Below are 26,858 nucleotides of genomic sequence, written 5' to 3' on the forward strand. Positions count from 1 at the left end.
TCCTTATTGGCCTTTAATGGTTTCTTTTTGTTTTTGTTGCGCATCGATAACAGCAATAGCAGTCATGTTTACAATTTCATCCACACTGGCATCCAATTGAAGAATATGAACTGGCTTCTTCATCCCCATCATTATTGGGCCTATAGACTCTGCTCCATTAAGTTCTTTTAATAACTTATAGGTAATGTTTGCCGCATCTAAGTTAGGAAATACTAAAGTGTTGACCTTTCTTCCCGCCAATTTAGAAAACGGAAATTTATCTAAGAGCATTTCATTGTTAAGCGCAAAATCTGTTTGCAACTCACCATCTACCAACATGTTAGGAAAACGGCTGTGTAAATAAGAAACCGCTTCTCTAATTTTTGCAGCTCTTGGATGGTTTGATGATCCAAAATTCGAATAAGATATCATGGCTATAACTGGCTCTAATCCAAACATTTTAACCACTTCTGAAGTCATTTTAACTATTTCAGCAAGTTCTTTAGCATCTGGATCAATATTAATAGAGGTGTCACTTAAAAATAAAGGACCTCGTTTGGTCATCATTAAATTAGTAGTTGCTACACGCTTAGCTCCTTTAGCCATACCCACAAGCTCTAACATAGGCTTTACAACAGATGGATAGCTCGTAGAGAAACCAGAAATTAAAGCATCGGCGTCGCCTTCATTCACCATCATTGCAGCAAAATAATTACGCTCTCTTAATAATTTTTGGGCAGCATAGTAAGTAATCCCTCTACGTTTGCGTTCCTGCCAATACACTTTAGCATATTTATTTTTTCGCTCTATTTCATCATCAGACTTAGGGTCTATTATCGGTACATCGGCATCAAATTCAATTTCGGCCATTAAACGCTCAATCACATCTTTTCGACCTAATAGGATAGGAAAAGCAATGCCTTCTTCATAGGCTATTTGTGCAGCTTTTAGAACCTTTAAATGATCTGCTTCAGCATAAACAACTCGTTTTGGGTTTGTTTTTGCACGATTAATAATCATTTTGATTATTTTGTTATCCGATCCTAAACGTTCTAACAAAGTGTTTTTGTACTTCTCCCAATCTAAAATAGGCTCCTTGGCCACACCACTCTCCATCGCTGCTTTTGCTACTGCAGGTGGGATTTCGGCAATTAAACGAGGATCAAAGGGCTTAGGGATAATATACTCTTTGCCAAAGGTTAAACGGGTTTCTCCATAAGCAATATTTACCTGCTCTGGAACGGCTTCTTTAGCTAAATGAGCCAATGCTTTCACTGCGGCCATTTTCATGGCTTCATTTATTTTTGTAGCCCTAACATCTAAAGCGCCTCTAAAAATGAAGGGAAATCCTAATACATTATTAACCTGATTAGGGTGATCACTTCTACCCGTGGCCATGATAATATCTTTACGAGTGGCTACGGCCAACTCATACTCTATTTCTGGATTTGGATTTGCCATAGCAAAAACAATAGGGTTTTTAGCCATGGTTAACAGCATTTCTGGTGATACGATATCTGCTTTAGACAAACCTATAAACACATCGGCCTCTTCCATGGCCTGATCCAAGGTGTCTATTTTTCTATGCGTAGCAAATTCTGCTTTTTCTAAAGTTAAATTGTCACGATCGTCTCTTATCACACCTTTGCTATCCAACATCACCATATTTTCACGTCTTGCCCCACAAGCCTGGTATAAACGTGAGCATGAAATAGCAGCAGCACCAGCACCACTGATGACTATTTTCACCTCATCCATTTTTTTCCCACTTATTTCTACTGCATTTATCAAAGCTGCTGCAGAAATAATGGCTGTCCCATGTTGATCATCGTGCATAACCGGAATATCCAACTCCTCTTTCAAACGTCTTTCGATTTCAAAAGCTTCAGGAGCTTTAATATCTTCAAGGTTTATGCCCCCAAAAGTTGGGGCTATCTTTTTTACGGTTTGAATAAACTCTTCTACATCTTCCGTATCAATCTCAATATCAAACACATCAATATCAGCGAAAATCTTGAATAACAGCCCTTTGCCTTCCATAACCGGCTTCGACGCTTCAGGCCCAATATTACCTAAGCCTAAAACCGCCGTTCCATTAGAAATTACAGCAACTAAATTACCTTTCGCTGTATACTTATAGACGTTGTTAACATCTTTCTGTATTTCTAAACAAGGTTCTGCAACACCTGGTGAATACGCTAAAGATAAATCTCTTTGTGTGGCATATTTTTTTGTTGGAACAACTTCAATTTTCCCTGGGGTTGGCTTCGCGTGATAAATAAGGGCTTCTATACGCTTGCTTTGTTTGCTCATATGTTTTGGATTGTTTAGTATTACAAAGATAATAATCCAATTAAGGTAACACCTAATCTTTTAAAAAATTGATATACTGCTACAGCATCCTTTTTACGCAAATAGTGTTAAATTTAAATGCGATATAGCTCATATAACTTTCTATTATCTTTACTTTAAGCCTTATTAAATAGTTTCTGCCGCAAGGTAGAGTATTAAAAATTAGTTATTTTAGATATAGACTTTCTCTTGATTAAAGCAACTAATTGGCAAATTAAAAACACATTCAACTGAAAATCTATGCCTTACAACTATTATCCATTACTAAAACCCTATTTTGTAATTCAAATTTTTGAAGTCCTTTAAGCATACATGAAACTCAAGTCTCTCATCATATATATAATATTACTACCTCTAGGAGCCGTGCTTTTTGCACAGACAAAACCTGTAAAACAAGATACTGTTCCGGTTTATGAAAAAATCGAGACCTATTCAGAGCGCCATAGACTTACCAAAACCTTATACAAACTGATATTCAAAAGCTCTAGAAAAAAAAAGGCGCGGCATAACACCCCAACCGAACAACCAGACTATAGCGTATACCAAGGAAAACCTATAAGGCGTATTATTATAGAAACCTTAGACCCTTTTGGTTACGCTGTAGAAGACACTACCAAGCGAGCGAAAAACAGATTAGGAGAATTAGGCAATAAAATCCACATTAAATCCAATAATATCGCAATAAAAAATTTATTGCTCTTTAAAAAAAACACAGCATTAGACACTTTATTGCTTACGGAATCCAAACGGTTAATGCGTTCACAAAAGTTTATAAGAAGCGTGCAGATAGAGGTAAGCAAGCCCCATACTGAAAACGATTCTGTAGACGTAAAAGTTCGTGTTTTAGATTCGTGGAGCTTAATTCCTGAAGGCTCTATTTCAACATCAAAATTAAACTTCAAACTTAAAGAACGGAATTTCTTAGGATTTGGCCATCAGTTTAATAATCAATTTATAGAACGGTTTGATGATAGCAAATCTGCATACAGCTTTGAATATATCATACCTACGATAAAAAAAACCTACATTAACACAGCATTAGCCTACGAAAAAAGTGTAGAAGGCTATTACAAGAAGAGCATACGTGTTGAAAGGGATTTTATTTCACCATTAACAAGATGGGCTGGCGGTATTTATCTGGAGGAACGCTTTAGACAAGATTCCTTGCCTAATACTGCACTTGAATTTAAAGAACAAAACTTCAAGTTTAACACACAGGATATCTGGATAGGACATGCTTTTAACATATTTAAAAAGTACACGTCCCAATCCCGAACCACCAATCTTATAACCGCTTTACGGTTTGCCAATGCTAATTATAAAGAAGATCCTAAAATCGAGTATGATCCTATCGATTATTTTGCTGATGAAGTATTTTATATGGGGCGTATCGGCGTAGCTTCAAGACAATTTGTGGAAGATGCCTATATTTTTAGGGATGGCATTGTTGAGGATGTACCCATTGGCTTTGCTTATTCCATCACATCGGGAGTCCAAAGAAAAAACAGCAATAATAGACTGTATTTTGGTGCTGGTATTTCGGTAGCGAAATATTCGAAACGAGGCTATTTTAATGCGCGCTTAGAATACGGTACGTTTTTAAATCATCGTAAAGCAGAACAGACGGCGGTATCCTTAGAGTTAAATTATTTTACCGATTTAATGTCCCTGGGCAACAATTGGAAAATGCGCCAATTTATAAAACCTCAGATATTATTAGGCTTTAACCGATTAAATAGCATTGGAGACCGACTAAATTTAAATGAAGACGTTCGGGCTTTAGGTTACGATCGAAACGAGTACAGACGCAATCAAGGGGCTGGAATCCCTGGTTTTGATGCCGAAATATATGGCTCACAAAAAATGCTTTTATCGCTTCAAACCCAATTTTATTCTCCTTGGAACATTCTAGGCTTTAGGCTTAACCCTTATATAAACATTACATCTGGCCTTATGGGGAAAACGGACAATCCAGCGTACAATAAAAAACTATATACATCTGTAGGCGTAGGTTTTATTATTAGAAATGATTATTTGGTATTTAACTCTTTTCAGCTGTCTCTATCATATTACCCAACCATTCCTGGCCAAGGCCACAATCTGTTTAAAACAAACTCTCTCAGAACGCATGATTTTGGTTTTCAAGCCATTGAAATAGGAAAACCCAGTACCGTTTGGCACCAATAAAGAAACATTAGCTTTTTTACTCGGATGCTGTCTATTTTTCAAGTGAAAAAATAAACCTAGCACCTTTTCCTACCTCTGATTCTACACGTATGGATCCTCCAGATTTTTCAACTATCTTTTTTACTGTCGCCAAGCCAATACCATTACCATGTTGGCCGTATTTATCATAAACAGCTCCTTTTTCAAAGATATTAAATATTTTATCCTGAAAATCCTTAGCAATGCCTAATCCGTTGTCTTGCACATAAAAGTGATAATGTTTATCACTTTCTGAGATTCCCATCTCTATCTCTACTATGTCTTTTTCATTATACTTAATAGCATTTGTAAACAAGTTAATTAAAACTTGATGAATTGCTGTCCTGTTTACATGGATTCGGGTTAAAGATGATTTTAGAGTTATTTTTAAATTATGGTCCGAAATAAAAAGATCGGAGATATCATTTTTCAAAGTTTCTACACTAATACTTAACTTGTCTTCTCTTAAAATATTTTCACTTTTGCTATAACTTAATAAGCCATCTATTAAACTACTTAAACTATCAGACGAACTTATAATGGCTTTCAACATCTCTTGCCCCTCTTCATCAATTTTCGACTTATAATCGTCTAGCACCAATTCTGCCAAACTTGAAATATTATATAAAGGAGATTTTAGATCGTGGGCCGCAATAAAAGCAAAGCGCTCTAAAGCAATGTTTCTTTCCTCTAAATGCGTTAAGGTTTGCTCCAGTAATAATTTACTTTTTCGGAGTTCTAACAAATTCATGACCTGGTTTGAAAGTGCTCGCAACGACTTAATTTGACTAGAAGTAAGCAAATTGGGTTTATGATCAATAACACATAAAGTACCTAAAGGAAATCCGTTTTTACTAATCAAGGGCATCCCTGCATAAAAAACCACATGAGGATCTCCTGTTACAAAAGGATTATCATGAAAGCGCATATCTTTTCTAGTGTCTTGTATCACAAAAACATCTTCGGGATAGTTTATAGCATGAGCACAAAACGCATATTCCTTAGGGGTTTCCTGAACATCAATTCCATGGTGCGATTTAAACCATTGTCTTTTATCATCAATAAAACTAATAAGAGAAATAGGAGCGCCACATATTTCTGCGGCTATTTCTGTTAAATTATCGTAATCCGCTTCAGAAATAGTATCCAGAATAGAATATGTTTTTAAATCCTTAATTCTGTCTTTTTCATTAGCCTTTTCTTCGGGTTCAATCACAATAGTTTAATTTAGGTAAAAACAAAAATAACATATTTCTATTGGTTAAATGTGAATAAAGCACTATAGATTTTATAATGTTTAGTTAAAACAATATGAAATAGATTTTTAAAACACCTTCAAGTGCGAAAGCTCTTTCAGATAAAATAATAACACTATAAACCACCACATGAGTCTATTTTAAAAAATCAATATTCCGCTTTAAGCCAGAAAATTTTGTTCGTTTAACTGCCGATTTTTGAAATACTTTCTTAAACGTATCTTCAGTAATTTCTTCCCAATCTTTTTTAGATAATGATAACAATTCTGGGTGTGGATTAAATAAAGGTTCCCGATGGGATTTTGAAAACCGGTTCCATGGGCAAACGTCTTGGCAAACGTCGCATCCAAACATCCAATCGTCCATTTTCCCTTTAAACTCTGACGGAATGTTGTCTTTTAACTCAATCGTCAGATAAGAAATACATTTATTGGCATCTACCACATAAGGTTCTGTTATGGCTTGTGTTGGACAAGCATCAATACAAGCTGTACACGTGCCACAATGATCTGTGGTAATGGAGTCGTATTCTAAATCTAAATCTATTATCAATTCTGCTATAAAATAAAACGACCCTGTTTGTTGCGTTAACAACAACGTGTGTTTCCCTACCCATCCCAAACCTGATTTCGCAGCCCAAGCTTTATCTAAAACAGGTGCTGAATCTACGAACGCCCGCCCGCTTACTTCGCCAATTTCATCCTGAATAACGTTTAAAAGTGATTTAAGTTTGTCTTTGATGATAAAGTGATAATCGGTACCATAAGCATATTTGGATATTTTAAAAGTGTTTTCAGATTGAGTCTCTTCTGGATAATAATTAAATAATAAAGACACAACACTTTTTGAGTCTTCAACAAGCTTAGTAGGATCTAAACGCTTATCAAAATGATTTTCCATGTATTGCATTTGGCCATTTCTATTTCCCTTTAGCCACTTTTCCAATCGTGGGGCCTCTTCTTCTAAAAAACCTGCTTTACTTATACCACAGGATAAAAAACCAAGACGTTTTGCTTCGGTTTTAATAAGGCTCGTATATACTTGCTTTTTATTCATGTATTAGAAATTCACAAAACACCATTAACAAGAGACTGCCTTAAAACAACCCGCCTTGAACAGCACCTTTAATTCTTCCTAAATGTTTATAGGCAAGTTCTGTAACCTCACGACCACGGGGGGTTCGCATAATAAACCCTTGTTGGATTAAAAAAGGTTCGTAAACCTCTTCAATCGTTTCGGTGCTTTCACTTACAGCTGTAGCAATCGTTGAAATACCAACAGGACCACCTTTAAATTTCTCGATAATGGTAGTCAAAATCTTGTTATCCATCTCATCTAAACCATGTGCATCAACATTTAAAGCGCCCAAGCCAAATTTAGCAATCGTAATATCTATAGAGCCATTACCTTTTATTTGGGCAAAATCTCGAACCCGTCGTAATAATGCATTGGCAATTCTAGGAGTACCACGACTACGCCCAGCAATTTCTATAGCGGCTTCCATAGATATAGGTACATTTAAAATTGTAGCACTACGTTGCACAATGGTAGTTAACAGATCGGTGTTATAATATTGCAACCTACTTTGAATACCAAAACGAGCGCGCATAGGTGCCGTTAACAACCCAGAACGCGTCGTAGCACCTACTAGGGTAAACGGGTTTAAATTAATTTGAACAGAGCGTGCATTAGGTCCTGATTCGATCATAATATCTATTTTATAATCTTCCATAGCAGAGTACAGGTATTCTTCTACAATAGGACTCAACCGATGGATTTCATCTATAAACAACACATCACGCTCATCTAAGTTAGTAAGCAACCCTGCTAAATCTCCAGGCTTATCCAGAACGGGGCCTGAAGTCACCTTAATACCAACATTTAATTCGTTAGCAAGAATATTTGCTAGGGTTGTTTTTCCTAAACCGGGAGGACCATGAAACAAGGTGTGGTCTAAAGCCTCTCCTCGTAGATTAGCAGCCTGAACAAAAATTTGAAGATTTTCCAAAACCTGATCTTGCCCTGTAAAATCATCAAAAGTTAAAGGTCTTAATTTTTTTTCAACATCCAATTCTTCTGGAGAAAGGTGGTCGTTAGATGGATCTAGGTTCTCATTCATAAAACAAAGATAACAGAAATAAAATTCCTAACTCACAAATCTTTTTTCACACTACAACAACGCTTGCTTTAAAACACTTAAAACTAAAAAAAATGAGGATTTCGAGAATTACAAGGTGATATAATCTCACGCTATGCAATGTTGTAAGTTTTATTTAATAATACGCTTTATAACTAAAAAGGGTTCATGTAATAGATGCACGAGACTTACAAACCATTTGTTTTTAAAGCATGCCCTTTTAAATTCCTTTATGCTGATATGCAGAACATAGGAAATTAAAAACTCGACATAAACGAAACGGGGTTCCTGTAGGAAAGGCCGTTGCTTGGCATAATTTAAAAATTTTCAAAAAACAAAAACCCCTATCTTAAAAAATAGGGGTTTAAAGTATATAAATTTATGATAAACTTAATGCTGAAGTTCCTCTTCCCCTTCTTTTAAGGGAATATTTTGAGGTACGAAATCAACATCATGTCCTGGTTTGCTATAATCATAAGCCCAACGGTATACATGAGGAATTGCCCCTGGCCAGTTACCATGTATATGTTTAACAGGTGCAGTCCATTCTAAAGTAGTCGATTTCCAAGGATTTTGAACAGCTTTTTTACCGTAAAAAATACTAACAAAGAAATTGTATAAATAAACGATTTGAACAATACCTCCTATTAAGGCAAATATTGTAATCACCACATTTACGTTTGCTAAATCATCAAATAGAGGGAAGCTACTATTACTATAATAGCGACGTGGTAATCCTGCCATACCTATAAAGTGCATTGGAAAAAACACTCCATAAGCACAAACTGCGGTAATCCAAAAGTGGATATAACCTAAATTTTTATTAAGCATACGTCCAAACATTTTTGGATACCAATGGTAAATTCCGGCAAACATTCCATATAGAGCAGAAATACCCATTACCAAATGGAAATGTGCTACCACAAAGTAAGTATCATGTACATTAATATCTAAAGCACTATCCCCAAGAATAATACCTGTTAATCCTCCTGAAATGAATGTTGAAACAAAACCAATTGAGAATAACATCGCTGGGTTCATTTGAATATTCCCCTTCCAAATAGTAGTTATCCAGTTAAACGCCTTTACAGCAGATGGAATTGCAATCAATAACGTAGTAAAGGTAAAAACACTACCTAAAAAAGGATTCATTCCCGACACGAACATATGGTGTCCCCACACGATTGTAGAAAGAAATGCAATCGCTAAAATAGAAGCAATCATGGCACGATACCCAAATATAGGTTTTCGCGAATTGGAAGCCATTATTTCCGACACAATACCCATTGCAGGCAAGATTACGATATATACTTCAGGATGACCCAAGAACCAAAATAAGTGTTCGAACAATACGGGAGACCCCCCTTGGTAATGCAATACTTCACCTTGAATAAAGATATCTGACAAGAAGAATGATGTACCAAAACTTCTATCCATAATTAATAACAAGGCGGCAGAAAGTAAAACAGGGAAAGAAACAACGCCAATAATAGCGGTTACAAAAAACGCCCAGATAGTTAAAGGAAGTCGTGTCATAGACATGCCTTTTGTACGCATGTTGATAACAGTAACAATGTAATTAAGAGATCCCATTAAAGAAGAGGCGATAAAGATAGCCATAGAAATTAACCATAACGTCATTCCCATTCCAGAACCTCCTTGAGCCATTGGTAGGGCACTTAAAGGTGGATAAATAGTCCAACCGGCAGCTGCAGGCCCTGCTTCAACAAATAGTGAAAACACCATAATGATACTGGATAAGAAGAACAACCAATAGGATATCATATTCAAAAACCCAGAAGCCATGTCGCGTGCTCCAATTTGCAATGGAATTAATAGATTACTAAAGGTTCCACTTAAACCAGCCGTTAAAACAAAAAAGACCATAATAGTACCGTGGATGGTAACTAATGCCAAATAAACATCTGCATCCATTACGCCTCCTGGAGCCCATTTTCCTAACAATGCTTCGAACAATACATTAGGTTCTTCCGGCCATGCAATCTGTATACGGAACATCATAGACATTAAAACCCCAATAATCCCCATGATAGTACCTGTTATGAGGTACTGCTTAGCAATCATCTTGTGATCTTGACTAAATATGTATTTAGTTATAAAGGTTTCTTTATGATGATGCACCTGGTCGTCTTCGTGAGTGTGAGTATCTGCGTGTGCTGACATAATCTTATTTCGTATTTATCTTTTTTATTAATTAATTAGAGAGTCTTTGAATTCCTTTTGTTCTTTCATCCAAGCATCATATTCTTCTTGACTTTCTACAATAATTTTCATTTGCATATTGTAATGGGAAGTCCCGCAAATCTTATTACATAACAAAAGGTAATCAAACTCGTAAGGCTCTAGCGGATCTTCGCCTTTTGCCACTAAATCTTTACTGTTTTCAACTCTAATCTCATTGATATTAGCTACTTTTTTAATCATTTCAGGGGTAAGGCGCATATCGGCAGTGGTTACTGTTGGTGTAAAACCAAATTGAGTAATCATACCTGGAACACAATTCATTTGTGCCCTAAAATGAGGCATATAAGCAGAGTGCAACACATCTTGAGAACGTATTTTAAACAAAACAGGTCTGCCTACGGGTAAATGCAACTCAGATGTAATAACATCATCCTGTGCATTTGGATCTGCTTCATCTAAACCTAATATATTAGCGCGATCAATATCGATTAGGCGCACATTCGCTTTTCCTAAGGTGTTGTCATTTCCACCATATCTAGCTTTCCAGTTAAACTGTTGTGCATATAGCTCTACTATTAATGGGTCGTCGCTTTCATCAACACCCATGATATTAATCCATGTGTTCAACCCATAAATAACCAAACCAGCTAAAACGATTACTGGTATAATAGTCCAAATGGCTTCGAGCTTATTGTTATCTGCGTAAAACAAAGCCTTTTTACCCTTTTCTCCTTTGTATTTATAAGCAAAATAATGTAATAAGAATTGAGTAATGGTTTGTACAAAGAATATGACAATCATAGAGACAATCATCAAATTATCAATTGTAGAACCATGTTCTGAAGCAGCGTTTGACATTAATGGTAAATCGCCCCACTTAGCAAAAGAATAAATGGTGAGTATATAAATGAATGCTAAAAAAGCAATCATTAAATACGCATTCACTTTGTTATCCTTATCTGTGGCGATTTGAGAATTTTCATTTTTAGCTTGTGCCAAATCAAAAATCTTCACCATTTGCCAAATGGCAACTAGAATAAATACTAAAACTATAATTGTTAATAAAGCAGTCATTGGTATCGTTCGTCTTTATTTATATCTTGATTAATAATGGAATTCTTCACTTTCTTTTCTAAAAGGATAACCTTTTACAAGTAATGGAGCTTTTGTTAAAGCTGTAAACACGACAAATATGAATAAACCTAGAAAAAGTAATATGGAACTAATTTCAGGCACACCAATAAACCATCTATCTCCTACGGTTGCTGGCATAATCATCACAAATACATCTAAATAATGCCCAAATAATATAATGATTCCAGACATGACAACAAACCAAGACATACGTTTGTATTCTGCATTCATTAATAATAACAATGGAAACACGAAATTAAGTACGACCATTCCTAAAAACGGCAATTGATAATCGTTAAAACGTGCTATAAAATAAGTCACTTCTTCAGGAATATTGGAATACCAAATAAGCATAAATTGAGAAAACCATAAGTAAGTCCAGAAAATACTAAATGCAAACATGTACTTAGCTACATCATGCAAATGATTTTCATTTACAAACTCTAAAACTCCTTTTGTTTTGAGATATATTGTAACTAGAGCAATAACAGTAATCCCGCTTACAAACATACTAGAGAACACATACCATCCGAATAAGGTTGAAAACCAGTGTGGATCCACACTCATAATCCAGTCCCAAGACATAACAGACTCTGTATAGATAAAGAACACTAAAAACGCAGCAGCAATTCGAAATGATTTTTTAAAGTTACTTCTGTCTTCGGCTGTATCTTGTGCGATAGAAAATTTACGGGCAAAATGACGATATAAGCTCCATCCTGCAATAAATATTAAGCCACGTATAATAAAACCAGGCAAGTTTAACCATCCTGATTTACCTTCAATTAATTTATCATGGGCAACCACATCTGGGTCCATCCAGATAAATAAATTATAATGTCCTATTGTACCAGAAGCCGCAGCTATAAGCAAAACGATAAGAGCCCCAGGCAATACGTATGCAGTAATGCCTTCCATAACTCTAAATAACACAGGAGACCATCCCGCTTGTGATGCTATTTGAATAGCATAAAATGCTAATACACCTAAAGCAATCATCATAAAGAAAAATGCAGCTACATATAATGCAGACCAAGGTCTATTGGCTATTTGGTGTTGTACATGTTCCACGTGTTCTTTATGAGCATCAATCTTGGATTCTCCAGGTTGGTGGTCTTGAGAGGAAAGAGCATGTGCTGTTTCTTCATCATGACTATCATGTTGAGATTCTTCTGCAAGTAAGTGTTCAACTTCTTCAAAAGATTTATGAGATGTTATAAAACCATAACCAACACCTAACAATCCTAAAACCATTAGAATGATAGAAAATGTTTTTAATTTATTTGAAAATGTATACATATCTATATAATCTTATCAATCTTACTTTTATAAATCTGCTTTCAACTTTAACACATAGGCAATGACTTGCCAGCGTTCTTCTTCATTTAACTGATTTGCATAAGAGCCCATCGCGTTTTTGCCGTAGTAAATAGTGTGATATATACTTCCAGCAGTAATAGCTCTACCTGCATCATCAAAACTTGGTATGCCAAGTATTTTTTCACGTTTCACAAGGTTTCCTTGTCCGTCACCTTTACCTCCATGACAAATACCACAATAAATATCATACAGCTCCTTTCCCCTAACAAGGTTTACTTGCGTAGAATCTAAAGGGCTGGTTACATTTGTTTTAGCTAAATTGAAATCTTCTGTAGAGTTTTCATAATCAAAAGGAACAAATCCTCTTGCCACCGACCCTTCTGCTGGCAACTGGGCTGCAACCCCATCTGGAAAAGGCGCTTCACTGTACGTTTCATACCCTACAGATTCATACATATCGGGCATGAACTGATAGTTAGGTGCTGTACTCTTATTACAAGATACAGTTACTAAAACGACTGCTATTACTAATATTTTAAATAAGCTTTTCATTTGTCGATTTCTATTGTCTTTATTTATAAAAGATAATGTGTAAAGTATTAAAAAACACCTCTTTATTATCCTTTTCTTAATCTGTTTTATCAATTACATTAATCTCAACTGCTCCAGTATCTTTAAGCAAGTTTTCTAATTCGTCACCATTGCCTTGAACAGCTAATTCCATTAAAAAATGATCATCAGTTGTGCGAGGGTCTGGATTTTCAGCATTTTTAAAAGGCCACATTCGACTACGTAGATAAAACGTAATAACCATTAAATGCGCTGAAAAAAACACGGTTAATTCAAACATAATAGGTACGAAGGCAGGCATGTTTTCTATATAACTAAAACTGGGCTTCCCTCCGATATCTTGAGGCCAATCATCGATCATAATATAATTCATCATTACAACAGCCACAGCTAAGCCTAATAAACCATAAATAAAAGCTGTAATTGCAAGACGTGTTGGCGCTAATCCCATTGCTTTGTCTAGTCCGTGGACAGGAAATGGTGTATATATTTCTTCAATGTGATAGCGTTCTGCCCTAACTTTTTTAACAGCAGACATTAATACATCATCGTCTGTATAAATAGCGTGAATAACTTTTGAAGTTTCCATTGACTATGTTTAGTTTATTAATTTTTTAGCTTGTCCTGACCAATCATCACGTTCTGCCCTTCCTGGGAAAGACCCTGTAATATCGTCTAACAAGTCGTATTCTCTTTTTGTCATCTTACTTACTTGCGCATAAGTATAAATACCGATGCTATTAAGGAGTTGTTCCATTTTTGGACCAATACCATTAATAACCTGTAAATCATCAGGTGTTTGTAATGTGGGGTTAAATGTACCAACACCTTTCAATAAATTATCTAATTTTTCAGTATGATCTTGATGAGCTGCTTTAGCTGTAGCCGATTCTTCAATCTTAAAATTAGAAGTTCTTGCATCTGCGCCTGTACCAACTAAGCTTTTTCCAGACTCTCTTATTCTCTTATAGCTTTCACCCGAAGATTTTAAAATAGTTTTAACCTCGGCTTGGGCAATTACTGGAAATGTTCTAGCATATAATAAAAATAGCACAAAGAAGAACCCAATAGTTCCTACAAACGTTCCTATATCTACATATGTTGGAGAGAACATCGTCCATGAAGACGGCAAATAATCTCTATGTAATGAAGTTGCTATAATTACAAATCGCTCAAACCACATCCCTATATTTACGATAATAGATATAAAGAAAGAGAACATGATACTTGTTCTTAATTTTTTGAACCACATGAATTGTGGTGAAAAAACATTACAAATCATCATAGACCAATATGCCCACCAATAAGGACCAGTCGCTCTATTTAAGAAAGCATATTGTTCATATTCTACACCAGAGTACCATGCAATAAATAGTTCTGTAATATATGCTACACCAACAATAGAACCTGTTATCATGATAACAATGTTCATTAATTCGATATGTTGTACTGTAATATAATCTTCTAGGTTACACACCTTACGCATAATAATAAGTAGTGTATTCACCATAGCAAATCCTGAGAATACAGCCCCAGCAACAAAGTATGGTGGAAATATAGTGGTATGCCAACCAGGAATTACCGAGGTAGCAAAGTCAAACGATACAATAGTATGTACAGAAAGTACAAGAGGCGTTGCTAAACCAGCAAGTACCAAAGACACTTCTTCAAAACGTTGCCAATCTTTAGCACGCCCAGACCATCCAAAGCTTAATAAGGAATATATTTTTTTCTGAAAAGGTTTAATAGCTCTATCACGTAACATGGCGAAATCTGGTAATAAACCTGTCCACCAGAACACCAGGGATACCGATAAATATGTAGAAATAGCAAACACATCCCAAAGTAATGGTGAGTTAAAGTTTACCCACAACGATCCAAATTGATTTGGAATGGGTAATACCCAATAGCCCAACCAAGGTCGCCCCATATGTATAAGCGGGAACAAACCAGCTTGAACAACCGCAAATATTGTCATGGCTTCCGCAGAACGGTTAATAGCCATTCGCCATTTTTGACGGAACAATAAGAGTACCGCAGAAATAAGTGTTCCTGCGTGGCCGATACCTACCCACCAAACAAAGTTAGTAATATCCCAGGCCCAACCAATAGTCTTGTTTAAACCCCAAGTTCCAATACCTGTTGATATGGTATAAATGATACATCCAACTCCCCAAAGGAAAGCTGCAAATGAAATACCAAAAACTATCCACCATTGTTTATTGGCTCTTCCTTCTACAGGCCTTGCAACATCCAGAGTTATATCATGGTATGATTTTTCGCCTGTAATTAAAGGTCTTCTAATAGGTGCTTCGTAATGAGACGCCATAATCCTTTTATAATTGTTAATTAATTTATGATTCGGTTGTATTTCTCACTTTAGTATGATATTGTACATTAGGTTTTACCCCTAAATACTCTAACAAGTGATACATACGATTATCCTCTTTTAGTTTTGCAACTTTACTCTCTTTATCATTGATGTCTCCAAACACCATAGCGCCATTACTACACGCTGCTGAACAAGCCGTTTGAAACTCTCCGTCTTTAATCTCACGACCATCGCGTTTAGCATCTAAAATTGTTTTCTGTGTCATTTGAATACACATCGAACATTTTTCCATAACACCACGTGAACGAACTACAACATCTGGATTTAATACCATACGTCCTAAGTCATCATTCATATGGTAATCGAACTCGTCGTTGCCTGCATATAAGAACCAGTTAAAACGACGCACTTTATAAGGACAGTTGTTGGCACAATATCGAGTCCCTACACAACGGTTATAGGCCATATGATTTTGCCCCTGGCGGCCATGTGATGTTGCAGCTACAGGACAAACCGTTTCGCAAGGCGCATGATTACAATGCTGACACATTACCGGCTGGAATACCACTTGAGGATTCTCCGCAGGATGTTCCAATTCACCAAACTCACTCAATGAACTACTTAAACCAGATATGCCTTCTTTTTTATCAATATCAGCTGTAAAGGTATCTTCAGATGAATAATATCTATCAATACGTAACCAATGCATATCACGGCTACGACGCACCTCTGATTTTCCAACAACAGGAACATTATTTTCTGAATGACAAGCAATTACACACGCTCCACAACCGGTACACGCATTTAAATCGACAGATAAATTGAAGTGATGTCCAATAGAACGATCAAAACTATCCCATAAATCAACATCTGGAGATGTTACAGGGGTTTCTTTATGGTTTAAAGATACTTTTGGCACTTTATTCCATCCGTGTTCTTTATCTTCTCTATCGTAAGTATTAAAAATCTCTAAAGTGGTTTCTTTAATAATATCGCCACGTCCCATTAAGGTTTTATGCAACTGAACTGAAGCAAATTCATGCTCACCAGAAGCGGCTTCTACAGTAACGTTTTGAACATTATTAAAGCCTTGGTATAATACATAAGCATTTACACCCGTTTGCATTTCTTCTTTGAGACCTAGGGTTTTACCATATCCCAAAGCTAGACCTACAGAGCCTTTTGCTTGGCCTGGTTGTATCATCACAGGTGCAGTAATGGTTACCCCGTTTACCGTTACATTAGCGTAACTACCGTTTAAACCTCCATTTGCAACATGTCTGTTAATTAAGCCCAATGCGTCTGCATCTGCTTTAGAAACGGTTAGATAGTTATCCCAAGACGCTCGTGAAATTGGGTCTGGAAACTCCTGTAACCATGGGTTATTGGCTTGTTGGCCATCACCCATACCTGTTTTAGTATATAATGTTAATTCTAAACCTTCACTTTTAGCTGCTGCCAAAGCTTTTACTGCTCCTGTAATGGAAGCAGCAGGGTTAGCGACACCAGAAGTGGTATTTGAATCGTTTTTCTTAAGTCCTAAACCTTCTGCAACATCTTCTATAATACCACCTACAAAGGTTTTATCATCCTTTTTGTTAGAAATGGCATTGTTTTCCACTGATGCAATTTTTCCAACATATACCCCATCGTGCAAGGCTTGATTAAAAGAACTTTCTCCTAAAATGTTAGTTCCCCAAGTGTCTTTGATATAATCATGATAAGACATATCATTTCCAATCCATTTTAATAAGACATCTTGAAATTGTCTGGTATCAAATAATGGACGAATTGTAGGTTGTGTTAACGCGTAGTGTCCTTTTTTAAACTCAACATCTCCCCAAGCCTCTAAATAGTGAGGGGTTGCTGCAATATATTGTGTTAAAGAAGACGTTTCGTCTTCTTTCATAGAAAACGCAATCGATAATTCTGTCTGTGCTAACCCTTCCGCAAAATCTTTAGCATTAGGCAATGTATAAATAGGATTAACACCACTCATAATAATGGCCCCTATTTTACCTGCTTTCATATCGTTGACTAAAGCAGCAACATCTTTATCATTTCCTTGTCTAATTTTTATAGGCGTTTCTTTATCAAAAGCTTTACTATTTAAAGCTTCATTAATTTCTAAAACTACCGTTTGGGCATTTACATCCTGAATTCCTGTTACAACAACACCTTCAGACCCAGCACGCTTAAGTTGCTCGGCAGCATTTTTAATAGCCGATTCAATATGTTCCGGAAGACTTGCTGAGACAGACCCTCCCAACACATAAGCATGTAACTTAGCTAATGCTACTTTTTGCTGACTAGGTGTTAAAGGCACGCGTTTATCGGCATTGGCACCAGTTAATGATAAGTTAGACTCAAATTGAATATGACGAGACATTTTGCCGTTAGTGGGCACTCTGCCTTTAGAATAGTCTGAGTCAAAACCACCTCCTTGCCAATCGCCTAGGAAATCTGCACCAAAAGAGACAATAGTCATGGCTTTTGAGAAGTCGTAATTGGCTAATCCGCGTTCATTATATCTCGCTTGGTAAGCATCCAATGCAGCAGACTCTGAAACAGCGTCATAAACGACATGGCGTACTTGACCATATTTCTCCTTAAATTCTGAAATTAGCCTAGTTGTTGAAGGGCTTGCAAAAGTTTGTGTTAATAACGCAATTTCTTTATTCGCTGCAACAAGATCGGTTAATTTCTGACTGGTTTCTACATCAAAATCACTCCAAGATATAGAAGCTTTTGACTTTCTAGGCCCTTGAACCCTTAAACTATCGTACAATCCTAAAACCGAAGCATTTACCCTAGCGTTCGCACCACCTTTAGTAGCGGCCATGGTATTGTTTTCAATTTTAATAGGACGTCCTTCTCTAGTTTTAACTAAGATACTAGCAAAATCAAATCCATCAGCAATGGTTGTAGCATAATAGTTGGCAACGCCAGGAATAATCTCCGTGGGTTGTACAACATAAGGAATCGATTTTTTAACAGGGCCCTCACACGCTGCCAAAGATGCAGCAGCTGTAGTAAAACCGACATATTTTAAGAAATCACGACGTGTTGTAGAAGTGGCTTCTAAAGTGTTTTTATCACCCAAAAACTCATCTGTAGGGATTTCTTCCACAAATTCGTTTTGTCTTAGCGCCTCAACAATAGAACTATCTTCGTTTAGCTCCTCAACACTTTTCCAGTATTTCTTGTTTGATGACATATTGTTTATTTACGATTTTAGATTTTTGAGTTACGATTTCAATTTACAGATTTTTAAAATACGCTACAATCGTAATTCGTATATCGTAATTCTAAAAAATTATACCTTTTATATATATTTATTTGTATTATCCTTTACGGATATTTTACTTTTTAATTTAATAATGGCACTTTCCACACTCGAGCCCGCCCATTTCGGCTACCGTTAATTTTTCTACACCATACTTTTTAGATAATTCCTCATGTATTTTAGTGTAATAAGCGTTATCCTCTACGTTAACATCAGTTGTTCGGTGACAATCAATACACCATCCCATAGTTAAAGGAGCATGCTGGTACATAACTTCCATTTCCTGAACAGGACCGTGACAGGTTTGGCATTCCAAACCACCTACAGAAACGTGTTGTGAATGATTAAAATAAACAAAATCTGGCAAATTATGAATACGAACCCATTTTACAGGTTGGGACTCGCCAGTATATTTTTGTTCGGCATCACTCCATCCTGCTGCTGCGTATAACTTTTGAATTTCACCATCATAGAATTCCTTTGTATACTCTGCCGAGGTCTCTCCTGTATATTCATAAACCGATTTATGGCAATTCATACATACATTTAATGAAGGAATACCAGACGTTTTACTAACTCTGGCCGAAGAGTGACAGTATTTACAATCAATGCCATTATCGCCAGCATGTATTTTATGTGAAAAATGTATAGGCTGGACTGGTTGATACCCTTGATCAACACCAACTTGCATTAAATAACCAAAAGCAAAATAAGCACTAGCCAATAAAAAGAATACGGCTACTACTAACAGTAAAAACTGATTTTCTATAAATGCCTTCCATAAAGGCTTTCTTTTTGAATCTTCTGGGACTTCAATATTTTGAGCTGCGGCAAAACGTCGTAGTGTTTTGTTTACCAAGTACAGCCCTATTGCTAAAAGTAGGAACAGAATAGCTAATGCTCCTAAAATGATTTCGTTTGAAATACCTCCGGTAGTTTCTGAACCTGAAACAGCCCCTGCAACAGGTGCAGGCGTAGTAGGTGCAGGTTTTTCCTCAGCGGTATAGGCCAAGATATTGTCTATATCTTCATCAGACAATTGCGGAAATGGCGTCATTGCTGCGCCACCATACTCATTATAAATTTTGTTTGCGTAAGCGTCACCAGACTTTATAAGCCCCGAACTATTACGAATCCATGCATAAAGCCAATCTTTATCCAGACCTTCTTCATCGGCCAAACGGGCTTCCATATTACGCAATGCAGGACCTGTCATTTTTTTATCCAATTGATGGCATGCTGCACAATTGGAATTAAACAATGTCTTTCCTTTTGCTGGATCTCCTGTCTGAGCAGAAAGCGAGGCTGTAAACGCTAATAGTACAATTAAGCCAAGACCGATAATTCTTGTGCTCAATTTACGGTGAATCACCTGTTTCATATTGTTGGTCAAATTAACTTCTAAACTTTGGTATGGTTTTTTCATTTAACAATTGAAAAAATATACAGTTAAAAAAATCTGTCGCAAAAGTAACATTTAAAGTCGATTCTGGAAATGTTAGCGAACCGTTAATTACTAATTTAGAGAGGTTCTAAATAATAAAAACCCCACGAAATAAGTTTAGAACTTATACATTTGCACTAAATATATAAAAAATGAAAACATTGTATTTGAAAATTAGCTTGTTAACTGTTTTTTGCTTCTTAGCAAACCTTCACATTTGCTCTGCTCAGCAAGGAAATGTTGTTTTAAACCAAGATAAAAAAATAACGCGTTTATTAGATGTGAAAAAAGAAATGAACAGAAACGATGCCAATCGTTATAAAGTACAAATTTATTCAGGTAGCCGAAGAGATGCCGAATCGGCAAAATCAAATTTCGAATCTACTTACGACCAATGGCCGTGCACACTTCAATTTGAAACCCCCAATTATAAAATTTGGGCTGGTAACTTTACCACACGATTAGAAGCCGATAGAGCTTTAAGAAAAATTAAAAACGATTTCCCAGGTGCTTTTATTTTTAAACCTAAAAAATAAGCCCACCATATTAAAAACAAGCGAAAACTTAATTTTTTAGCCATGCTGCTTTTTAAATTTTAAAGAAACCACCATGGCTATAACTTTTAATTAATATCGCTTTAAGTTCATAAAAAAAAGGGATTCCAAGTGGGAGGACACTGAAAAAGCACCTCAGTCAATTGGATTAAAAATGAATAAAAAGGAGTTAGAACGATAGTGTTCTAGCACCTTTTTTGTTTCTTTTTTTTGATTAACCCAAACTTGGGGCTGTTATTACAGCAGTAAAGAATTCAATTATATTTACTGTAAACCTGAAAAGAACCCTCAAACTACAAGCATAGTGGAACAATACAGTAAACCACAGGTTTTAGAGCTGAAATATGCCTGTTAAAGCTGTTGTAAGACACTATAATCCACCAAAATAGATAGAGCAAAAAGGCGATTAAATAAAATCTGAAGTTTATTTAATCGCTTTTTTAAAATGCTACCTGAAAAAGGCTTGGTTTTTCAGTGCCCGCTCTACGTGGCTTCCCTTTTTTTATCCTAAATAAGATTAATGGTCTTGGTCTTGACGCTTCATTAAAATGGTCTTCAAACGCTGCTGAAGACTTTGATTCTCCTGAATTTTTACAGCTAAAGACTCATAGTCTTTTAGCGAAATACCAGTAGACTCCAAACGTGCAATCGTTTTCCTTTCGATTTCAGGTTGCATCTTTTCAAGCTTAATTGTTACATTTTCATGCTTTTCTTTCTCTACGGCAGTAGCATCGGATGTTTCGTTTGGATTCATTACCGCCTTTTGAATTTCATTAAAACGCACTACCTCTAACCCTTCATCCTCTATAACGGCAATCATTTCCTGTTGGGATTTTTGGTTTTGCAGTTGCACCTCTGTAAAAGCCTCAGCAAATTGATGTAATTGCTTATCAGACACCTGTTCTTCCTGAGCTAACAGGGTTATAGATCCGAAAACAAACGTAAATAAAAATAAAATATTGATTTTCAATGTCTTAAACATAATAACTATTTATAAGATTTTATCAAACTTAAAAGCTATGGTTTTTACTGCCAACTAAAACAGACTTCTTAACGTTATTTTATAAGTTAGGTCATGCGTTTTGAGTTTTTTTTTAAGAAAAAATATACTTTAAGGCGTTAATAGCAGGTGATTAAAACACCTCTATTTTAAGAAAAAAATTCTTTTGGGCATTTTAGTGTTATTAAATTTGTAGCATAACGGATAAGAGAACCATAATGTTTTCAAAACACCCGACCTCAGTTTAACTTATAGACTAGCTATAAAACAAAAAAGGCAACTATTAAAAATAGATGCCTTTTTTGTTTAAATACCTAAAACGGTAGTGGACTTATTTAAGTTTCTTTTTCACTTCAACTTGATGGAAACCTTCGATAATATCACCTTCATGAATGTCGTTATAGTTTTTAATTTGCATACCACAATCGTAACCTTTAGAAACCTCTTTAGCATCGTCTTTAAAACGTTTTAAAGAACTAAGTTCCCCTGTGAACACCACAACGCCATCTCGAATTAAACGTATGTTAGAGTTTCTAATGATTTTTCCGTTAGTTACCATACAACCTGCTATAGTTCCAATTTTAGAGACCTTAAACACCTCTCTAATTTCGGCAGTACCTGTAATCTCTTCTTTAAGCTCTGGAGATAACATGCCTTCCATAGCATCTTTAAGGTCATTGATTGCGTCATAGATAATAGAATATGTTCTAATATCGATTTCTTCTTTATCTGCCGTAGTTCTAGCATTTCCTACAGGACGCACATTAAATCCAATAATAATAGCATCGGAAGCTGAAGCTAACAAGACATCACTTTCTGTAATGGCTCCCACACCTTTATGTAAAATATTAATTTGAATTTCTTCTGTTGAAAGTTTTTGGAATGAATCTGTTAAAGCCTCCACAGAACCATCCACGTCTCCTTTAAGGATAATGTTCAATTCTTGGAAATCTCCTAATGCGATACGTCTTCCAATTTCATCAAGTGTAATATGTCGTTGCGTCCTAACAGATTGCTCACGTTGCAATTGTGCACGTTTAGTTGCAATTTGCTTGGCTTCTCGCTCATCTGCAAAAACACTAAATTTATCACCGGCTTGTGGCGCACCGTCCAGTCCTAAAATAGACACTGGAGTAGAAGGGCCTGCAGCAAGAACATCATTACCACGTTCATCATGCATGGCTTTAATTTTACCACTATTTTTTCCAGCTAATACATAGTCACCGATACGTAAAGTTCCGGCTTGTACTAATATTGTAGACACATAACCACGGCCTTTATCTAAAAACGCCTCTACAACAGTTCCTGTAGCACGTTTATTTGGATTGGCTTTTAATTCTAGCAATTCTGCTTCAAGTAACACTTTTTCCAACAACTCTTTTACACCTGTACCTACTTTCGCAGAAATGTCATGAGACTGAATTTTTCCGCCCCAATCCTCTACTAAAAGATTCATTTGTGCTAAACCTTCCTTAATCTTTTCTGGATTTGAGTGTGGTTTATCAATTTTATTGATGGCAAATACAATAGGGACTCCTGCAGCTTGTGCATGGGAAATAGCCTCTTTGGTTTGCGGCATGATGTCATCATCTGCTGCTGCAACAATAATCGCGATATCTGTTACTTGAGCACCACGTGCACGCATTGCAGTAAACGCTTCGTGACCAGGCGTATCTAGGAAAGCTATTTTTTGACCACCATCCAATTCAACACCATAAGCACCAATATGTTGGGTAATACCTCCAGATTCACCAGCAATTACATTCTCCTTACGGATGTAATCCAATAACGATGTTTTACCATGATCTACGTGACCCATAACGGTTACGATGGGAGCACGAGGTTCTAAACTCTCTGGGGTGTCTTCTATTTCTTCAAAAGATTCTTCAATACCTGCCGTTACAAATTCGACTTGATATCCAAACTCATCTGCAACAATAGACAATGTTTCAGCGTCTAAACGTTGGTTCATGGTCACCATCATACCTAATGACATACATGCCGATATAATTTGTGTTACCGGAACATCCATCATGGTAGCAACCTCACTAGCCGTAACAAACTCGGTTACTTTAAGTATTTTGCTTTCAGCAGCTTCTAACTGTTGATCCAGTTCTGTCTGTTCTCTATGAAGGTCTCGTTTATCTCTTCTATATTTTGCGCCTTTACCTTTACTTGTTTTACCTTGTAATTTCTCCAAGGTTTCCCGTACTTGTTTTTTTACATCTTCTTCACTTGGCTCTTCCTTTACAATAGTACGACGTACTCCAGGTTTCCCTTTAAATCTATCGTTACCACCACTTCCAGGTCTAGCTGCTCCAGGTCTATTGTCCTGTGGCCCTCCAGTTTTACTAATGCGTCGGCGTTTCTTTTTATTAGCTGCTGCATCAGATGGTTTATTGCCATCTGCTTTTTTCTCTTCTTTCTTTTTCTTTGGCTTATTAAATTGGGAAAGATCTATTTTATCTCCAGATATTTTTGGGCCAGTAAGCTTCTGATATTTAGTTTTCAAAGTTTCTTCTCCAGGAAGCACTTCTCTTGGAGTTTCTTTTGTCGCTGCTTTAACAGGCCCTTGCGAGGTTTCTTTTGGAGTTTCTTTTGCCACATATTTAGGCGTCTCTTTAGTAACGTCTTTAGGCGTCTCTTTTAAAACGGTTTTAGCAGGGTCTTTTGGAATCTCTTTTTTAATTTCTTTCTCAAGAGGCACCTCTTCCTTAATCGTTTTTTCCTGTTTAGGCGTCTCAACTATAGGTTCTGGTTTAGCCTCCGCAGCTTTGTTTTCAACCGCTTCGTTTTTAACAACAGGCTCAACTTTTGGTTCCTCTTTTTTAGCAACAGGTGCTTCTATAACAGGAACTTCCTCAACTGCTTCTTCTTTAGCCACTATAGGAGCTTCTTTCTTCTTAGGATTTAAGTCAATCTTACCAACTTGCTTTGGCCCAGAAAGGGGCTTAGCTGCTCTAATCACCTCCTGCTTTGCAGTTTGCTTCCTTAAGTCCTCTTGCTGTTTCGCTTCAAGCTCACGCTCGCGCTGTTCACGCAATATTTCTTTTTCTTTTAGCTTCGCTTCCCCAACTTCTTTAGACGCTACTTTTTTACTAGCATCATTTTCAAATTCATCAGAAAGGATAGCATATACATCCTGAGAAATTTTTGTAGTAGGTCGCTTATCAATTTCAACCCCCTTAGAATCCAAAAATTCTACGGCGCGGTCTAAAGAAATATTTAACTCACGTAATACTTTATTTAATCTTATTGTTTCAGCCATAAATTGCCTTTAATATACTCAAATATATACTTTATACCAAATTCTATCATATAAAAACCCTACAGCTTTCACATAATAAGTCAGGTATTATTCTTCAAACTCTTCTCTAAGGATTCTAATGACATCCCTAATCGTTTCTTCTTCTAAATCCGTTCTTTTCACTAAATCTAGAACGTCTTGCTCTAAAATACTTTTTGCTGTATCTAGACCGGCTTTGCTAAATTCTTGGATAACCCACCCTTCAATCTCATCCGAGAATTCAGATAGTTCAACATCCTCTTCAACACCTTCCCTAAACACATCTATTTCGTAACCTGTTAACTGTCCCGCTAATCGAATATTGTGCCCTCCTCTACCGATAGCTTTACTCACCTCTTCTGGTTTGAGTATGACTTCTGCACGTTTCGTTTCTTCATCAATCTTAACAGATGTTACTCTTGCAGGGCTTAAGGCTCTTGTGATGTATAATTGTAGGTTATTAGTGTAATTAATAACATCAATATTTTCATTTCCTAACTCACGAACAATCCCGTGAATTCTTGATCCTTTCATCCCTACACAGGCACCTACGGGATCAATTCTATCATCATAAGAATCGACAGCCACTTTTGCTTTTTCACCTGGAATCCTTACAACCTTCTTAATAGTTATTAAACCATCAAAAACCTCTGGAATTTCCTGTTCAAACAATTTCTCTAAAAAAACGGGCGAACTTCTAGACATGATAATAGTAGGCTTTGCACCTTTAAGCTCTACGCTATCAATGACGCCTCTTACATTATCTCCTTTTCTAAAGAAGTCGGATGGTATTTGCTTTTCTTTTGGCAAGATAACTTCATTGCCATCATCGTCCAACAAAATTATTGCTCTATGGCGAATATGGTGTACCTCTGCTGTATAAATTTCTCCAATTAAATCTTTAAATTGCTTGTAGATAATGGTATTATCATGCTCATGTATTTTAGCAATCAAGTTTTGGCGCAATGCTAAAATAGCACGTCTACCCAAATCTACCAACCTTACCTCTTCAGACACATCTTCTCCTACTTCAAAATCCGGCTCAATTTTACGCGCTTCACTTAAGGATATTTCTTGATTTGGCTCTTCCACTTCTCCATCGGCCACTACAATCCTATTTCTCCAAATCTCCAAATCGCCTTTATCTGGATTTACAATAATATCAAAATTATCATCATCTCCAAATTTTTTCTTTAAAGCACTTCTAAAAACATCTTCTAGAATTGCCATTAAGGTTACACGATCTATTAATTTGTCGTCTTTGAATTCTGAAAACGATTCAATTAACGCTATATTTTCCATAACTCCCTTTGAATTAAAATTTAATCACCACTTTAGCTTCTAAAATATCGCTATAAGCAATATTTTCTTGTTTTGTAACGGTTATTTTGCCTTTACCCACAGGTTTCGGCTCCCTAACCTTCCATTCTAGTGAAACGGTTGTTTCCGTTGCATCTGTAACAACACCTTCGGTGGTTCCAGAAGCGGTTTTTACAGCCAGTGTCCTGCCTATATTTTTCTTATACTGCCTAACATGAACCAGAGGAGATGTGGCTCCAGCAGAAAACACTTCTAAAGAAAACTCGTGTTCTTCTCTATCCATATTGTGCTCAATCGCCCTACTGATGTACATACAGTCTTCTACAAGAACACCGTTATCTCCATCTATTACAATTTTTATCTGATTTTCACTCCCAATAGAAAAATCAATCAGAAATAAATCTGGACGCTCTTTTAATGCGCTTTCTAGTAAATCTGTAACTGTAGTTTTAAACATTTTTCAGTATAAAAAGAGGGG

At 36.3% G+C, this 26,858-nt stretch carries 18 protein-coding genes; 2 read left to right on the forward strand and 16 right to left on the reverse strand.

Annotated features, from left to right (window positions below; genetic code table 11):
- Nucleotides 1–3 precede the first annotated feature (3 nt).
- A complete protein-coding gene (locus ACFFU9_RS05735) occupies nt 4–2,292 on the reverse strand; it encodes an NADP-dependent malic enzyme (RefSeq protein ID WP_379860435.1) in 2,289 nt (762 codons plus the stop codon).
- 351 nt (nt 2,293–2,643) lie between these two features.
- On the opposite strand from ACFFU9_RS05735, the gene ACFFU9_RS05740 reads away from it, so the two are divergent.
- Nucleotides 2,644–4,518, forward strand: a complete 1,875-nt coding sequence (locus tag ACFFU9_RS05740; protein WP_379860436.1) for a BamA/TamA family outer membrane protein — start codon at nt 2,644–2,646, stop codon at nt 4,516–4,518.
- A gap of 31 nt (nt 4,519–4,549) precedes the next feature.
- Here the strand turns inward: ACFFU9_RS05740 and ACFFU9_RS05745 are convergent, their stop codons facing one another.
- The 11 genes from ACFFU9_RS05745 to ACFFU9_RS05795 all read right to left on the reverse strand — a co-directional run bounded on the left by ACFFU9_RS05745 (nt 4,550) and on the right by ACFFU9_RS05795 (nt 20,157).
- Nucleotides 4,550–5,752 carry a GAF domain-containing sensor histidine kinase gene (locus ACFFU9_RS05745; protein WP_379860437.1) on the reverse strand — a complete coding sequence of 401 codons (1,203 nt, stop codon included), beginning with the start codon at nt 5,750–5,752 and terminating at the stop codon, nt 4,550–4,552.
- Nucleotides 5,753–5,927: 175 nt separating this feature from the next.
- The gene (gene queG, locus ACFFU9_RS05750; protein ID WP_379860438.1) at nt 5,928–6,848 is read right to left on the reverse strand and encodes a tRNA epoxyqueuosine(34) reductase QueG; all 921 of its coding nucleotides are present in this window, start codon (nt 6,846–6,848) and stop codon (nt 5,928–5,930) included.
- 40 nt (nt 6,849–6,888) lie between these two features.
- A complete protein-coding gene (gene ruvB / locus ACFFU9_RS05755; RefSeq protein ID WP_379860439.1) occupies nt 6,889–7,911 on the reverse strand; it encodes a Holliday junction branch migration DNA helicase RuvB in 1,023 nt (340 codons plus the stop codon).
- A gap of 408 nt (nt 7,912–8,319) precedes the next feature.
- The gene (locus tag ACFFU9_RS05760; protein WP_379860440.1) at nt 8,320–10,113 is read right to left on the reverse strand and encodes a cytochrome c oxidase subunit I; all 1,794 of its coding nucleotides are present in this window, start codon (nt 10,111–10,113) and stop codon (nt 8,320–8,322) included.
- A gap of 27 nt (nt 10,114–10,140) precedes the next feature.
- The gene (locus tag ACFFU9_RS05765; RefSeq protein ID WP_379860441.1) at nt 10,141–11,208 is read right to left on the reverse strand and encodes a cytochrome c oxidase subunit II; all 1,068 of its coding nucleotides are present in this window, start codon (nt 11,206–11,208) and stop codon (nt 10,141–10,143) included.
- Nucleotides 11,209–11,238: 30 nt separating this feature from the next.
- On the reverse strand, nt 11,239–12,567 hold the full coding sequence (locus ACFFU9_RS05770; RefSeq protein WP_379860442.1) for a quinol:cytochrome C oxidoreductase: 1,329 nt from the start codon (nt 12,565–12,567) through the stop codon (nt 11,239–11,241).
- Between the two features lie 27 nt (nt 12,568–12,594).
- Complete coding sequence (locus ACFFU9_RS05775) at nt 12,595–13,140, reverse strand: c-type cytochrome (protein WP_379860443.1); 546 nt, start codon at nt 13,138–13,140, stop codon at nt 12,595–12,597.
- 76 nt (nt 13,141–13,216) lie between these two features.
- A complete protein-coding gene (locus ACFFU9_RS05780; RefSeq protein ID WP_379860444.1) occupies nt 13,217–13,747 on the reverse strand; it encodes a DUF3341 domain-containing protein in 531 nt (176 codons plus the stop codon).
- A 9-nt stretch (nt 13,748–13,756) separates the two neighbouring features.
- Entirely contained in the window at nt 13,757–15,487 is a 1,731-nt protein-coding gene (locus tag ACFFU9_RS05785) for a helix-hairpin-helix domain-containing protein (protein ID WP_379860445.1), read from the reverse strand.
- 25 nt (nt 15,488–15,512) lie between these two features.
- Nucleotides 15,513–18,707 carry a TAT-variant-translocated molybdopterin oxidoreductase gene (locus tag ACFFU9_RS05790; RefSeq protein WP_379860446.1) on the reverse strand — a complete coding sequence of 1,065 codons (3,195 nt, stop codon included), beginning with the start codon at nt 18,705–18,707 and terminating at the stop codon, nt 15,513–15,515.
- Between the two features lie 157 nt (nt 18,708–18,864).
- A complete protein-coding gene (locus ACFFU9_RS05795; RefSeq protein WP_379860468.1) occupies nt 18,865–20,157 on the reverse strand; it encodes a c-type cytochrome in 1,293 nt (430 codons plus the stop codon).
- A gap of 215 nt (nt 20,158–20,372) precedes the next feature.
- Here ACFFU9_RS05795 and ACFFU9_RS05800 point away from each other — a divergent pair, with 215 nt between their 5' ends.
- Complete coding sequence (locus tag ACFFU9_RS05800; protein ID WP_379860447.1) at nt 20,373–20,756, forward strand: SPOR domain-containing protein; 384 nt, start codon at nt 20,373–20,375, stop codon at nt 20,754–20,756.
- Nucleotides 20,757–21,291: 535 nt separating this feature from the next.
- Here ACFFU9_RS05800 and ACFFU9_RS05805 read toward each other — a convergent pair.
- The 4 genes from ACFFU9_RS05805 to rimP form a co-directional block, all read right to left on the reverse strand.
- Nucleotides 21,292–21,756 carry a DUF4168 domain-containing protein gene (locus ACFFU9_RS05805; RefSeq protein ID WP_379860448.1) on the reverse strand — a complete coding sequence of 155 codons (465 nt, stop codon included), beginning with the start codon at nt 21,754–21,756 and terminating at the stop codon, nt 21,292–21,294.
- Between the two features lie 349 nt (nt 21,757–22,105).
- Nucleotides 22,106–25,042: a translation initiation factor IF-2 gene (gene infB / locus ACFFU9_RS05810; protein ID WP_379860449.1), complete on the reverse strand. Its 2,937-nt coding sequence runs from the start codon at nt 25,040–25,042 to the stop codon at nt 22,106–22,108.
- A gap of 87 nt (nt 25,043–25,129) precedes the next feature.
- A complete protein-coding gene (nusA, locus tag ACFFU9_RS05815) occupies nt 25,130–26,362 on the reverse strand; it encodes a transcription termination factor NusA (RefSeq protein ID WP_379860450.1) in 1,233 nt (410 codons plus the stop codon).
- A gap of 13 nt (nt 26,363–26,375) precedes the next feature.
- Nucleotides 26,376–26,837 (reverse strand): ribosome assembly cofactor RimP, encoded by a 462-nt coding sequence (rimP, locus tag ACFFU9_RS05820; protein ID WP_379860451.1) that lies wholly within the window; start codon nt 26,835–26,837, stop codon nt 26,376–26,378.
- Nucleotides 26,838–26,858: the final 21 nt, after the last annotated feature.

Origin of the sequence: Mariniflexile ostreae, assembly GCF_042427585.1 — a bacterium.
In the GTDB taxonomy this organism is placed as follows: domain Bacteria; phylum Bacteroidota; class Bacteroidia; order Flavobacteriales; family Flavobacteriaceae; genus Pseudalgibacter; species Pseudalgibacter ostreae.

Excerpts from the sequence above, each read along its gene's own strand:
- nusA (WP_379860450.1), bottom strand. The coding sequence starts at position 26,362 with ATGGAAAATATAGCGTTAATTGAATCGTTTTCAGAATTCAAAGACGAC.
- ACFFU9_RS05800 (WP_379860447.1), top strand. The coding sequence starts at position 20,373 with ATGAAAACATTGTATTTGAAAATTAGCTTGTTAACTGTTTTTTGCTTC.
- ACFFU9_RS05735 (WP_379860435.1), bottom strand. The coding sequence starts at position 2,292 with ATGAGCAAACAAAGCAAGCGTATAGAAGCCCTTATTTATCACGCGAAG.
- ACFFU9_RS05740 (WP_379860436.1), top strand. The coding sequence starts at position 2,644 with ATGAAACTCAAGTCTCTCATCATATATATAATATTACTACCTCTAGGA.
- ACFFU9_RS05790 (WP_379860446.1), bottom strand. The coding sequence starts at position 18,707 with ATGTCATCAAACAAGAAATACTGGAAAAGTGTTGAGGAGCTAAACGAA.
- ACFFU9_RS05785 (WP_379860445.1), bottom strand. The coding sequence starts at position 15,487 with ATGGCGTCTCATTACGAAGCACCTATTAGAAGACCTTTAATTACAGGC.
- ACFFU9_RS05760 (WP_379860440.1), bottom strand. The coding sequence starts at position 10,113 with ATGTCAGCACACGCAGATACTCACACTCACGAAGACGACCAGGTGCAT.
- ACFFU9_RS05775 (WP_379860443.1), bottom strand. The coding sequence starts at position 13,140 with ATGAAAAGCTTATTTAAAATATTAGTAATAGCAGTCGTTTTAGTAACT.
- infB (WP_379860449.1), bottom strand. The coding sequence starts at position 25,042 with ATGGCTGAAACAATAAGATTAAATAAAGTATTACGTGAGTTAAATATT.
- queG (WP_379860438.1), bottom strand. The coding sequence starts at position 6,848 with ATGAATAAAAAGCAAGTATATACGAGCCTTATTAAAACCGAAGCAAAA.
- ruvB (WP_379860439.1), bottom strand. The coding sequence starts at position 7,911 with ATGAATGAGAACCTAGATCCATCTAACGACCACCTTTCTCCAGAAGAA.
- ACFFU9_RS05795 (WP_379860468.1), bottom strand. The coding sequence starts at position 20,157 with ATGAAACAGGTGATTCACCGTAAATTGAGCACAAGAATTATCGGTCTT.
- ACFFU9_RS05765 (WP_379860441.1), bottom strand. The coding sequence starts at position 11,208 with ATGACTGCTTTATTAACAATTATAGTTTTAGTATTTATTCTAGTTGCC.
- ACFFU9_RS05805 (WP_379860448.1), bottom strand. The coding sequence starts at position 21,756 with ATGTTTAAGACATTGAAAATCAATATTTTATTTTTATTTACGTTTGTT.
- ACFFU9_RS05770 (WP_379860442.1), bottom strand. The coding sequence starts at position 12,567 with ATGTATACATTTTCAAATAAATTAAAAACATTTTCTATCATTCTAATG.
- rimP (WP_379860451.1), bottom strand. The coding sequence starts at position 26,837 with ATGTTTAAAACTACAGTTACAGATTTACTAGAAAGCGCATTAAAAGAG.
- ACFFU9_RS05780 (WP_379860444.1), bottom strand. The coding sequence starts at position 13,747 with ATGGAAACTTCAAAAGTTATTCACGCTATTTATACAGACGATGATGTA.